Below are 12,396 nucleotides of genomic sequence, written 5' to 3'. Positions count from 1 at the left end.
TTTAGTGTTGTAGGGGCGTATTGCATACGCCCATTTATTTTTCGGGCGTATGCAATACGCCCCTACTTCTATTCTTTTATTATAAGTGACATTCCGGGTAAAATATCCGGTTGGTTTTCGACAAAGTGACCTCTTATTTCAAATGTTTTACGATCATAGCCTCCTGTGGTTTTAGTTGCCTTCCATGCTGCGTACGAGCCCAGATCTTTCATATAATATACTTTTAGCTTCACTTCCTTATTTATAGCGGGAACAAAAGCTGTGAGGGTTTGTCCGATTTTGAAATCTTCCAAACGATCTTCTCTCACATTGAAAGTTCCCCATTTTTTAGAAAGATCAGTGACATTCATAATAGGTGCGCCTGTGCCAACCAATTCTCCCACATTAGGGAATCGTTCGGAAACACGTCCGTCAACAGGCGAAATAAGATATGTTTCGGTAATGTAAGAATCAACTTCGGCAACAGCACCTTTAGCTCTGTTTAGCATAGCCAATGCTGCCTCTTTATCCTCACGTTCGGCTCCGTTTTTCGCCATATCATATTGAGATTTAGCCGCTTTTTCGGTAGCCACGGCTGCATTATAATTTGCTTCTGCCTCATCTCGTTTCTGAGCGGTTGTTACTCCTTTATTATAGAGATTCTGAACACGTGTAAAAGACTTCTGAGCTATATCAACTCCTACTTTTGCTTTTTGCCACATTTCATAAGCACTATTAATCTGCTCCACTCTGGCTCCTTTTTGAGCTTTGTTGCTTTGTGCAGCAGCTCCTTGTTCGGCAGCAGTAGCTTGCGACAGTTTAGCATACACGTCGGGGGCACTTAGTATAGCGAGAGTATCGCCTCTACGAACAGAATCGCCTTCTTCTACAAAGAATTTTTCGATACGACCGGGCACTTTACTCGAAATACGTACTTCGGTAACCTCTGCTTCTCCCTGCAATGTATTGTCTTCCTGATTCAGAAAAAAGAAACCATATATGGCAACAGCAATTATAACTGCTGCAAAACCGAGAATCGGAATAAGTTTTGATCCTGATTTATTATCTTCTCTACTCATATTCTATCTTGTTTAAGGTAACAAACCTGTTTTACTGTTTTATATCGGTTAAACTTCTGCCCAATGCTTTATTTAAATATACGTTGCAAAGCTTCACATCAATTTGTGAGTCTATCATTTCAGAATGTGCCGATAACCAAGCGGCATTTGCAGCCAAGACATCGGATGCAGGGATAACACCCTCTTCGAAACCGACGGTAGCATATCTAAGGTTCTCATTAGCTTTTTCCATATTCTTCTCTGAAGAGACATACCTCTTGTGAGCTTCATTCAATTTAAAAGCCGATTGATTGATTTGGAGTTCGATTTTCTCTTTCGCCTCCTCCACTCGATATTCCTGAATTCGGGTTTGAGCTTTTGCAGCATTCAGCTTCGCAGAACTCGACATAAAATTAAGCGGTACGCTAAGCTTTATTCCTACATTCCACATTCCGCCAAATGTATTTTGGAGACCATCGAAACCATTGGGATTAGTCCATGTATATGCTGCAATTAAGCCTAGTTCGGGTAACAATTCGGCTCTCTCAATTTTTTCTTTGCCTTTATATATCTTGGTTGCCAGCTCCAGACTCTTTATTTCGGGTCGGTTCAGAAATGCTTCTTCAATCGAAGGAGCAACGGGAGCTTCTGTCGAAATCAGCATTTCTCTATTTTCATCTGCTAATGCTATCTTATCTTCTATTTCAAGCCCACACAACTGATTAAAAAACATTCGTGCCAAACTCAGTCCATTCTCAACCTTCGTTAAGGTCATATCTGCCTCATTCTCTTTGACCAATACCGATAATACATCTGCTTTCGTGGCAACTCCTTCCGATTCCATTATGCTGATATCAGAATGCATTTTTTGCAATAGTTTGAGGTACGATTCGGCAAGATCTTTTTTGTATGCTAAAGAGACAATCTGCCAGTAAGAAGCATCCAGTTCGGCAATAACATCTTGAAGTTCAGTATCTTTTTTTGACTTTGCCAACTCCTGAGCGTTTTTCATTATATCATTATAAGCGACAATGCGTCCACCCATAAACAGAGGTTGGGTTAACGATATAGCACCCAGCCAGATGTTTTTTATGTCGACCTCACCTATAGATCGTATTTTATCGGAAAACTCCTGAGGGATGGGAATCTGAGTTCCGGGAGGAATAGGGATTCCTAAACCTGACAAATCGGGAATGGTAATAGATCCCGGAATAGCCGAGGAGCCTATCAAGTTTAGATTCTTTTGGTTTCGAATATAAAGTCCGTCAATCGAAAATTTAGGAAAATACTTTAAATAAGCCTCCTTCTTTTCATAATAAGCCACCTTTTCTTCTTCGGAAGCCATCTTCAGATGTTTATTATTCTGGATTGCCAGATTTCGGGCATCCTCAAGACTTAGTGTTCTTTGTGCTGATATATTGCTGCTTAAGGCTCCAACGCAAAACAAAATCCAGAGAAAATTTCTTTTACTCATGTGTTGTGTACATTTTAAATAGGTAACGTAAAGTAAAACATTTATTGCATACTATTTCTAATTATAATTAACTTTTATAGAAATACTTAACAATACAATAAATAAAAACCAACCCATTTAGTTGTTTAGACAATAAATTGAGGCAAAAATACATTGTTTAGACTACATATACAACACTTAAATACCTCTTTTGGCTAGGAATATTTAAATTGAGTTAAAAGAAGGGATTAATTAAGGAGAACAAACTATCAGGTTTTCTTTCTATATTTACATACATTCTCAGGCTTGCACATTCTTTAATTAAAGTAAAGGAAGTATGAAAAAAACACATTTTTCACTATTTATTTACCCTTATCTTTTTAATATCTTATTCAAATGAAGAAGATTTTTAGCTTATATTTGTTTTTATTGATTCCCGTATGTCTCTTTTCGCAAATTGAAGTGAGAGGCGGTCTTGGCTCATCTACTTTGACTAATTATTTAGCAAGTAATAGGTTAAGCTATCATTTTGGAGTTATGTACGGGTTTAATATTAATGATAATTTCTCAATGGAACCAGGGCTTTTGTTTTCGAAGGAAGGTGCCCATCATGCCCAATATTTCTATAATTTAAGCCTCTCGTATATTGAACTTCCTGTATTGGCTAAATATACAATCTCTAATGGCTTTATTAAAGGATTGTCTTTAAAAACTGGTCCCTATATAGCATATGCGATATCAGGAAGCAGAGATAATGAGTCAGGTTCTTCCGATAAGCAGAATATAAAGTTTGATGCAGAAAATAGAATCGATTTAGGTATGCAATTTGAAGTTTCTTATAGAATCAAGAAAATAAATATATATACGAACTATAAAAAAGGTCTGAGAGGCTATGATAACTATTATGAAGATCGTAGTGCTAAAATCTCAAATCTGAGATTTGGTGTTGGATATATCTTCTAAAGAAAAATTGCTTAAACATTGCTATACGAAAATCGCCACTGCTTTAAAAAATTGATTTAAAGCAGTGGCGATTCTTTCGAATGTATGTGTAATACAGTCTATTATTCTCTGAAATAAATTTTCCGAACTCTAGCTGATACTGAAGTTAATATCTCATACGGAATTGTATTTATTTTCTTTGCCTGATCGATAACCGATAGTTGATCGCCAAAAATAACCACTTCATCTCCTTCTTTAATATCGAGTCCTGTAATTTCTATCATCGACAAGTCCATGCAGATATTTCCAATAATCGGCACTAAATTGCCTTTTACAAGCACATGTCCTGTGTTATTGCCAAATTGACGACTCACCCCATCTGCATACCCGATACGAATAGTAGCTATAGAGGCATCATGATCGAGCTGTCCTCTCCTACCGTAGCCTACGGTTTCGCCTTTTTTGAGGTGCTTTATTTGCAGGATGGTTGTCTTTAAAGTACAAACATTACGCAAGCCATCTTGCCCACTGGCACTTACACCATAGAGACTAATACCTAACCGCACCATATCCATTTGCTCCTCGGGAAAACGTTCTATTCCTGCCGAATTAAGAATATGACGCCAGATAGGGTAATCCAAACCGCTTTGCAATGTAGAAGCCAGTTTCTTGAAAAGCGAAATTTGTTCTGTAGTAAAATCATCAAATGCCCAGCTTTCGCTTGCTGCCAAATGCGAGAAAGTCGATTTTACTTTCAATGCTTGCTGAGAATTCAAACGATCGAGCAATAAAGGCAGATCTTCTTCGGTAAAGCCCAGACGATGCATGCCTGTATCCATTTTTATATGAATCGGAAAATCAGAAATTCCTCTGCGTTGTGCTTCTTTTATAAAGGCATCCAAAATTCTGAAATTATAGACTTCGGGCTCTAGATACGATTCGAATAACTGATTAAAACCTGCGACTTCGGGGTTAAGTACAATTATGGGAGTCTTTATTCCCGCTTTTCTCAGAATTACTCCTTCTTCGGCAATGGCAACAGCAAAATAATCGCATTTGTGATATTGAAGTATCTTGGCAACTTCTTCCGAACCCGAACCGTAAGCATCTGCTTTAACCATGCAGATGATTTTAGTTTGGGGATTCATCCGCGAGCGATAGAACTTATAGTTATGAAGTATGGCATCCAGATTAATATCCAATACTGTTTCGTGGTTCTTTTGCTCAATAAGCTCGGTTATGCGTTCGAATTCAAAGTGACGCGAGCCTTTCAGAAGAATTGTTTCTTCATGAAACTCGTTCCAGATTCCCGAACTGATAAAATCTTCTGTTGAATCGAAGAATATATGCGGAATATTGGCAAATAATTTCTGCTGATCGGATATGTGATGACCTATACCGATAATACGACCAATATTAGCTGAATCGGCTAAATCGGAAACAGACTGATAAAGTGCCTCATCGGAAAAACCCGACTGCAATATATCGGAAAGAATAAGTGTACGTTTCGGAGAATCTTCAGCGGATTGTTGTCCTAAGAAAGACAAGGCAATCTTCAGCGAATTAATGTCCGAGTTGTATGTATCGTTTACAATTATATTGTTGTTCTTCCCTCTACGTACATCCAGACGCATGGCAACGGGTTCAAGTTCTTTGACCTTTTCTTTTATTGTTTCGATAGATGTAGTCAGATACAAAGCTACGGCTATGCTGCTGGTTACATTTTCGATAGAAGCATCGTCCGTAAAGGGCAAATCTACGGTAAAAGGCAAGCCTAGGAAAGAATAGGTAATAAGCGATTTTGTTTCGAGCTTCTCTACTTTGAGAATAAGCAAAGGACTGGTCGACCGATTGTTATAAGACCAAGTAAAGCTTTTTTGAGAGAGACAGGTAGCCTCCAGACATTCGTCAAGAAGTTTATTACCCTCTTCACAAATTATAACATCGCAATTGACAAATAACTCTAATTTCTCGAGGCATTTTTGCTTCAGATCCCTAAAGTTTTCCTGATGTGCATCTCCAATATTGGTAAATACTCCGATGGTCGGCTGTATTATTTTTTGCAAGCGGGTCATTTCATTGGGCATAGAGATACCGGCTTCGAAAAGTCCCAGCTCCGAATTTTCATTCAATTGCCAAACCGACAAAGGCACTCCCAATTGTGAGTTATAACTTCGGGGCGACCGTGTAATATTTTTCTCTGAGCCTAGCATTTGATAAATCCATTCCTTAACAATGGTCTTACCATTACTGCCAGTTATCGCTATTACGGGTATTTTGAAATGTTCGCGATGAAAAGTAGCCACCTTCTGCAAAGCCAGCAAAGAGTCTTTTACATGGAGCAGGTTAATACCTTTGAGGTTCTTCCATTCGGGAAGTATGGTCTGCACAACAAAGTTACGTACTCCCAGAATGTAAAGTTCGTCTACAAATTTATGCCCGTCGTTATTGGGAGTTTTCAGTGCAAAGAACAGTGTCTGTTCGGGATTAAACACCTCTCGGCTATCAGTAAGCAAATGTGTGATAGACGAATCGGGATTATGGATATCTTTTATTTTTAAGACCTTTGCTATTTCAGAGATAGAGTATGCCATTTCTATTTTTAGTTGTGGGTTCGAAACCCTTTTATTTCTTTAATTCTGCTTAACCAAAGCATGTAATCAATTGATATATAATCAACACTCTTTTAGTTGCTATTGCTCCTTCAAGAAAGCTTACTCTCCAGCAGTAGAAGTTCGTTTTCGCAATCAAAGTAAGGATAATTATTTCGGATAGATTGGAGCTTTAACAAAGTTTGTTTTAAAAATTGTTTATGCTCCTCAGTATCCTCATTAAAAGGACGATGAGCAATTGCCCGAGCTATATTCTGCCATTGACCGCATAGTTTTTTAGTTTCGTCTTCGAAATATGTATCATTGAAAATTTCCCAAATATATCGTATAGCTATATCATTGGGATGAATCATATCTTCGTTATAAAACCGATAATCCCTCAATTCGTCCAACACTATTTCGTAGGAGGGAAAGTAGTACAAATTCGGGAATTTATTTACCAGCTCATCTATAGCCAAAAGCAATGAGGCTTTACTCAATTGATTGTTGTGAGCTCCATCTTTCCAATGACGTATAGGACTTACTGTGAATACGATTTTCAGATTGGGATTAATTCTTATAGACTCTTCTATAAGTTCAGTCCAAGAAGAAACAATTTCCGATACAGAAAGTTTATTTCGATTGAAAATATCGGAGGGCTGTTTATGACAATTGGCAACAACCTGAGCAGTTTCTTTGAGGTTAAATACATACGCTGTCCCAAAAGTGACAAGAAGTACTTCGGCTTCTTTTAGATCGGCAGATGCTTTGTCTCTTTTTTCATTTATCGTTTGCAGAAAATTATCTTTATCGGCACTCGAAAACTGGCTATGATGAAAATAGGTACGAAAAACTCCCTGATTGAGAAAGATATCTTCTTCTGTAAAAATCTTATTCTCTCGTAACAATTTTATTGCCTGAGATATGGAAGCCGGATTGTAAAGAACTCCAAAGGGGTTTACATTGACAGCAAATTTATTTTCGAGAAGTTGTTTTCCTATATTTTCGGCAAAACAAGACCCGAACAAAACCATCTTGGTTTGATGGGTAATTCTTAATTCCGATTTCGGCACTTCTACCTTTTTTCTGAATTCCATTGTACTACTAAGTGAAAGCAACTATTTAATAACACATTTTAAAATCATAACTATCTATTGCTTTTAACTTGCCAAAGCAATAAATAGTTCTGCGAACTTACCTTGTGGCTTTAATATGTTTTTTCGTTTGCAAGATTCCACGCATTCAAATAAGAAGCTTTGGTTATCTCAACTAACTTTTTCCAGTTTATTTTCGAAGCCTCATCACTGGGTTTGTGATAATCGGGATGCCCATCGGTATGATACCAGATAATAGGAACGCCGACTTTAGCAAACGAACCGTTATCGCTTCCTCCAAGCGGATTATCCCACGGATGATACTTGGGATTCAATCGCAGATTGTATGTTTGAATGTCATCTTTGAGCCATTGCCCGAAAGCGGGATTTGCTTCCGTATAGAAATAAACTACATGAGAGGGATTGGTTTCGTCTGTATTACGACCTATCATGTCGAAATTTAGATATCCTTTTACCTGATTGATAAAGGAACAGTTTTGGACAAAGTATCGCGAGCCTAACAATCCTTCTTCTTCGCCATCCCAGAATGCAAAAATCACATTTCGTTGAGGCTGAACACCGCTTTCAACAAAAGCTTTTGCTATCTGCATCACTGCCGATACTCCCGAAGCGTTATCATCTGCACCATTGTATATCTGATCGCCCACTAAATTAGTATCCATCCCTAAATGATCGAAGTGGGCACCCACTATTACATATTCATTTGTATTCATACCGGGAATCATTCCCAGCACATTTCTAAGATTCAGCACCCTATGTACACCCTGTTTATATTTAGCTATCGAATCGGGATTTACCTGATATCTTTTCTTTTGTTTAAAGTCTTCGCTATATGCTTCAAAAGGCTGAAAATAAGTATCGCCTAAAGGCTGAATTCCCAAAGAAGTTAGGTATGAAGCCAAATATTCGGAGGCTATTTCTCCTCCTAAAGCACCTGCCCCACGCCCTTGAAGGGCATCGCTTGCCAAAAAGCCGACAGAGGCTTTCGCATCTCTTTCTGTGATTGAGTTCAGACCTTTCTCAACGGGTTTTTGAGCAAAAATAGTTCCTAATGAAATACTTAATAAAAAGATCGACAAATAAATTTTCATGATACACAAATTATCGGGACAAATAAATTTCATCCCTAAATACAACAAAAACAGGTCTGCATAACCTTACTTAGTTTCAATAGATTTAAATCTCTCGCGATTAGCGGTAACTTGTTTTACATACTTTACCACTTCCGACCCTCTAAGGTAACCGTTTTTGCAGACAGAATCATTATAATATTCGGGTTTACTTTTCAATTCAATGTATTTTTCGACATGCCCATCCCAAACATACGGATTGTCATTGTATTTTCGAGCCAACGCCTGAGCATCGGTAACATGTCCATTTCCTCCATTATAAGCTGCCAATATAAACTTAAGGCGTTGTTCGGAGTCGGGAACTTTTGCAAACATATCATCCAGTTTACTTATTAATTCGGCTCCTACCTTTATACTGAGTTCCGGATTTTTAAGTTCATCACCCGACACACCGAAGACTTGGGCAGTACGGGGCATTAACCCCATTAATCCTACTGCACCCGCCCACGAAGCAACTTCGGGTTTGAAACGTGATTCCTGATAAGCAACCGATGCCAATAGATGCCAGTCATAACCCGAAACAGCGGCATATTTTTTGAAAAGGGCATCATAAAGAGAAACACTTCCTTTCGGTAAGTTTACTAAAACATTGGCGTCAAAATCGGGTTGTTTACTTAACTCAAAGTATTTTTTCAGGATCGATTTATATTCGCGGGTCTTACTATTATCTGCAAACCATTCATCTAATGCTTTTGCCAGTTCGGGTGTGTCTTTACGAACCGCCCACGAAGAACGCTGCTCGAAGCTAAGAGCCATAGATACATCAATATTGCGATAATAGGTTTTGTTGAGTTTTGCAATGTATTCATCTGCCACAGTATAGTCGATTCTTTTTTGAGCGACCATTTCGATAAGGTCTTCTACTGTAACTGTATCTTTCTCTACATCTTTGATGATGATACCATTTCCGAGTTCGGCATCTAAATTGAGTAGACGCTTGTGGTATTTTGTATTGTGTTTAATATAAACTTCTTTTCCGATCAGTTGAGTAACATCGGTAACCATCGAATCTTTTTTATTGGTCCTTTGGACTAATACCTGATGAGATACTTGCTCTAGTCCGCAATATAAAATGGAATCTTTCAACTCATTCTGAACAGAGATGGGGCTGGTTATGAGGTCTCCTTCTCCATTTTCGAGCATTTCAAGTAGGCGGGTAGAATTCTCCGCTACTTTTACATTTAATTTCAGACCGTAATGATCGCAAAAATCTTTTGCCAGATCATAGTCATAACCCATCGGCTCATCTTTGTAGATAAAATAGGACGTAGAACTACTTAAGGTAATAATGGTTAATTCGCCCGATTGTTTTATTTCTTCAAAATCACGGGTTTGCAGTTTCTTTTCGGCACAGCTGCCAAACATTGCAATAATACCAATCAAGATAACAAAACAGCTAATCCTCGACATTATATCTAGCTTATAGTGTATATTTTAGGGGCAAATATACTATTTTTTAGACCATAATTTCAAGTTTAAGTAATCGAAGAAAATATTATTTACCTTTACAATAAAAGCATAATACCTATCCTAATTATTTAAATAAACTATTATTATGTCAATGACTCAAATGGCTTTTTTAAGAAAAGCAGAAATACCAACGAACAGACAACTTCAGGAAACTATCCAAAATATGGGTTACGACTTCAAAATAGGTGAAAATCTTGATAAAAAAATCGATGAAGAGGGACTCAGTTGTAGCATTAATGGACACCAGACCTATTTTGAAACTTATCTTGCCAATGTAGATGAAATTGATGAAAATTGGATTCAAAAAGACTTGACAAATGAAGATTCCGCAATTTCATTTATTTGGGGATCAGATTTTGCGGCAGGACTTTGTATTGGACTCATATCTATTGCACTAATAGATCAAAGCAGAGCATTGATTTATTATATGGACGACCAAATGAAATATACAAGAGAGATGCTGATTGAAGACGCCTCCCAATTTCTTGAAGAGTTAAAGAGACAAGAGAACAAAAATACAATAGATCAAGAAATTGATAATCATAACTTGGCAAACCCACATACAAAAAAGAGTTTTTGGAGTCGGCTCAAAGACATATTCAAATAGGAAAACACAGTTTATCTATATCATGAAGCGATCTTTGAAGCAAGTTGAAATAAAGTTACAAAACAGGAACAAGAAGATAACAAAGGTGACACCAAGTGTCATGTTTTAGTCAAACAAAACAGATTAAAACATTAACAACAAACAACTTACAAGAAACCAACAAACAAAACGGATTACGAATGTAATATTTGTCATTTTTGTAATGTTTTAGGCATTTAAACACTGTCAAACAACAACTTAACAAAACAACAAAAGTGACAATCGAGCGTTACTCTTGTCACCTTTGTTATCTTATGCAATTATTATCTTTGGCTTGTTATTTAGATATAAACAAGCTTTGGGATTTTCCTTTTCTAAAAATCATGGCATCGTTACGCCTTCCTTTGCGAAGTGCTTTTTGCTGTTCTTCGGGCAACATAACTATGTCTTTACAATCGTTGCAACAACATCCCTTCATCGACTCGGCACATTCGGGACATTGTATAAACAAAAGGTGACAACCTTCGTTTGCACAATTGGTATGGGTATCGCAGGGTTTACCGCATTGATGGCAATGAGCAATGATATCTTGGGTGATACGTTCGCCTAAGCGATTGTCGAACACAAAGTTTTTACCGATGAATTTACTTTCCAAGCCTTCGGCTTTTACTTGTCTTGTGTACTCAATTATTCCACCTTCGAGTTGATAGACATTTTTAAAGCCTTTGTGTTTAAAGTAGGCACTTGCTTTTTCGCAGCGAATACCGCCTGTACAATACATCAAGAGGTTTTTGTCTTCTTTATGCTCTTCGAGCATTTTGTCGATAATAGGCAGGGATTCTCTGAAAGTAGTTACGTCGGGCGTTACCGCCCCTTCGAAATGACCGACTTCGCTTTCGTAATGATTACGCATATCCAGCACCACGGTATTGGGATCAGCCATCATTTCATGAAATTCTTTGGCTTTAAGATGCACACCTATGTTGGTAACATCAAATGTATCGTCGTTGAGCCCATCGGCTACTATCTTCTCACGAACTTTGATAGTCAGTTTCAAGAATGATTTATTATCATGTTCAACAGCCACATTCAAGCGAATATCTTTCATAAAAGGATAAGTATCCAGATAGCTCTTGAAAGCCGCCATATTTGCCGCAGGTAAAGATAGTTGGGCATTGATGCCTTCTTCGGCTACATAGATACGTCCGAGGACATCGAGTTTTGACCACTCAAGAAACAAGTCATCTCTAAAAGCTTGCGGATCGGCTATATGCGCATAGGCATAAAAGGAAAGGGTAAGACGCTGAACTCCGGCTTCATCTATCAATTTAGCCCTCTCATCAGCACTCATCAAATTGTACAGTTGCATATTATACAATAGTTTAAGTTATATTTACAAATAGAATGATTCTAAATAATATTCAGAATGGGTGCAAAGAAAAGGCAAAAGAACGGATTCCTTTGCCTATCAATTATTGATTGTATCTATACAGGGAATTTAAAAATCGTAAGAAAATAAACATTAAATCGTTTTTTCACAAAAAGGATTTTTTATTTAGATAAATATTATGATGAGACTAGATTTGATTTCTTAATTTTAAAATGTATTAAAGGGTGGAAAATTGAATATGTACCAAGATGCGGATTGTACTATCTTTTATGAGTTCGATCCCAGTGGTAATGTCGCAGGGTCGGTATGGGGTTGGCATGCTTAATTTAAACTAATTATTCTGAGTATGAAAAAACATATTATTCCAATTGTCTTCCTTTTTTATATAGCAAGTTCTGCTTACTCTCAATCTAACAGTAGCAGTGATTCTTTTATGTGCGGAAATTGCCCAAAAGTTTTTAATCACATTAGAAGTATTGTAAATAATGATTCTACAGCTATAGAAATTATAAAACGAGATTATGAAATATCGGGTAACCAAAGTATCTTAAACAAATCGCCTAAAGAGATAATAACATTCTTCAATACGGATGAAGGCAAAAAAATAATATGTACATATCGCAAATTATCTGATAAAAACACAAAAGTTCTATTAATCGCTGATTAATAGAACTTTTGTTCT

10 protein-coding genes are annotated in these 12,396 nt (G+C 37.3%); 3 read left to right on the top strand and 7 right to left on the bottom strand.

The genetic code is table 11. From position 1 onward, the window contains the following. Positions 1–68 precede the first annotated feature (68 nt). Together G7051_RS07670 and G7051_RS07665 are read right to left on the bottom strand one after the other, a co-directional pair. A complete protein-coding gene (locus tag G7051_RS07670) occupies positions 69–1,058 on the bottom strand; it encodes an HlyD family secretion protein (RefSeq protein ID WP_166113372.1) in 990 nt (329 codons plus the stop codon). A 31-nt stretch (positions 1,059–1,089) separates the two neighbouring features. Beyond that, positions 1,090–2,511 (bottom strand): TolC family protein, encoded by a 1,422-nt coding sequence (locus G7051_RS07665; RefSeq protein ID WP_166199309.1) that lies wholly within the window; start codon positions 2,509–2,511, stop codon positions 1,090–1,092. 375 nt (positions 2,512–2,886) lie between these two features. Here G7051_RS07665 and G7051_RS07660 point away from each other — a divergent pair, with 375 nt between their 5' ends. Then, entirely contained in the window at positions 2,887–3,453 is a 567-nt protein-coding gene (locus G7051_RS07660) for a porin family protein (RefSeq protein ID WP_166199307.1), read from the top strand. Between the two features lie 101 nt (positions 3,454–3,554). On the opposite strand, the gene G7051_RS07655 is transcribed toward G7051_RS07660, so the two are convergent. The 4 genes from G7051_RS07655 to G7051_RS07640 all read right to left on the bottom strand — a co-directional run bounded on the left by G7051_RS07655 (position 3,555) and on the right by G7051_RS07640 (position 9,678). Continuing rightward, positions 3,555–6,026, bottom strand: a complete 2,472-nt coding sequence (locus G7051_RS07655) for a bifunctional UDP-N-acetylmuramoyl-tripeptide:D-alanyl-D-alanine ligase/alanine racemase (RefSeq protein ID WP_166199305.1) — start codon at positions 6,024–6,026, stop codon at positions 3,555–3,557. Positions 6,027–6,136: 110 nt separating this feature from the next. Beyond that, a complete protein-coding gene (locus G7051_RS07650; protein ID WP_166199303.1) occupies positions 6,137–7,120 on the bottom strand; it encodes a GSCFA domain-containing protein in 984 nt (327 codons plus the stop codon). Between the two features lie 110 nt (positions 7,121–7,230). Continuing rightward, entirely contained in the window at positions 7,231–8,229 is a 999-nt protein-coding gene (locus tag G7051_RS07645; RefSeq protein WP_166199301.1) for a M28 family metallopeptidase, read from the bottom strand. A 66-nt stretch (positions 8,230–8,295) separates the two neighbouring features. After that, on the bottom strand, positions 8,296–9,678 hold the full coding sequence (locus G7051_RS07640; protein WP_166199299.1) for a transporter substrate-binding domain-containing protein: 1,383 nt from the start codon (positions 9,676–9,678) through the stop codon (positions 8,296–8,298). 145 nt (positions 9,679–9,823) lie between these two features. On the opposite strand from G7051_RS07640, the gene G7051_RS07635 reads away from it, so the two are divergent. Then, a complete protein-coding gene (locus G7051_RS07635) occupies positions 9,824–10,345 on the top strand; it encodes a hypothetical protein (RefSeq protein ID WP_166113352.1) in 522 nt (173 codons plus the stop codon). 316 nt (positions 10,346–10,661) lie between these two features. Here G7051_RS07635 and G7051_RS07630 read toward each other — a convergent pair whose 3' ends face one another. Next, positions 10,662–11,693 carry a rhodanese-related sulfurtransferase gene (locus G7051_RS07630; RefSeq protein ID WP_166199297.1) on the bottom strand — a complete coding sequence of 344 codons (1,032 nt, stop codon included), beginning with the start codon at positions 11,691–11,693 and terminating at the stop codon, positions 10,662–10,664. Positions 11,694–12,060: 367 nt separating this feature from the next. On the opposite strand from G7051_RS07630, the gene G7051_RS07625 reads away from it, so the two are divergent. After that, positions 12,061–12,381 carry a hypothetical protein gene (locus G7051_RS07625; protein ID WP_166199295.1) on the top strand — a complete coding sequence of 107 codons (321 nt, stop codon included), beginning with the start codon at positions 12,061–12,063 and terminating at the stop codon, positions 12,379–12,381. Positions 12,382–12,396 lie beyond the last annotated feature (15 nt).

The sequence above is a fragment of the Dysgonomonas sp. HDW5B genome (assembly GCF_011299335.1).
GTDB lineage: Bacteria > Bacteroidota > Bacteroidia > Bacteroidales > Dysgonomonadaceae > Dysgonomonas_A.
Note: the sequence above shows the minus strand (reverse complement) of the source record. Positions and strands in the feature narration are given on the sequence as shown.

What these genes read in the sequence shown, in the direction of transcription:
- G7051_RS07630 (WP_166199297.1), bottom strand. Translation starts at nt 11,693, where the DNA reads ATGCAACTGTACAATTTGATGAGTGCTGATGAGAGGGCTAAATTGATA.
- G7051_RS07670 (WP_166113372.1), bottom strand. Translation starts at nt 1,058, where the DNA reads ATGAGTAGAGAAGATAATAAATCAGGATCAAAACTTATTCCGATTCTC.
- G7051_RS07655 (WP_166199305.1), bottom strand. Translation starts at nt 6,026, where the DNA reads ATGGCATACTCTATCTCTGAAATAGCAAAGGTCTTAAAAATAAAAGAT.
- G7051_RS07650 (WP_166199303.1), bottom strand. Translation starts at nt 7,120, where the DNA reads ATGGAATTCAGAAAAAAGGTAGAAGTGCCGAAATCGGAATTAAGAATT.
- G7051_RS07625 (WP_166199295.1), top strand. Translation starts at nt 12,061, where the DNA reads ATGAAAAAACATATTATTCCAATTGTCTTCCTTTTTTATATAGCAAGT.
- G7051_RS07660 (WP_166199307.1), top strand. Translation starts at nt 2,887, where the DNA reads ATGAAGAAGATTTTTAGCTTATATTTGTTTTTATTGATTCCCGTATGT.
- G7051_RS07640 (WP_166199299.1), bottom strand. Translation starts at nt 9,678, where the DNA reads ATGTCGAGGATTAGCTGTTTTGTTATCTTGATTGGTATTATTGCAATG.
- G7051_RS07635 (WP_166113352.1), top strand. Translation starts at nt 9,824, where the DNA reads ATGTCAATGACTCAAATGGCTTTTTTAAGAAAAGCAGAAATACCAACG.
- G7051_RS07665 (WP_166199309.1), bottom strand. Translation starts at nt 2,511, where the DNA reads ATGAGTAAAAGAAATTTTCTCTGGATTTTGTTTTGCGTTGGAGCCTTA.
- G7051_RS07645 (WP_166199301.1), bottom strand. Translation starts at nt 8,229, where the DNA reads ATGAAAATTTATTTGTCGATCTTTTTATTAAGTATTTCATTAGGAACT.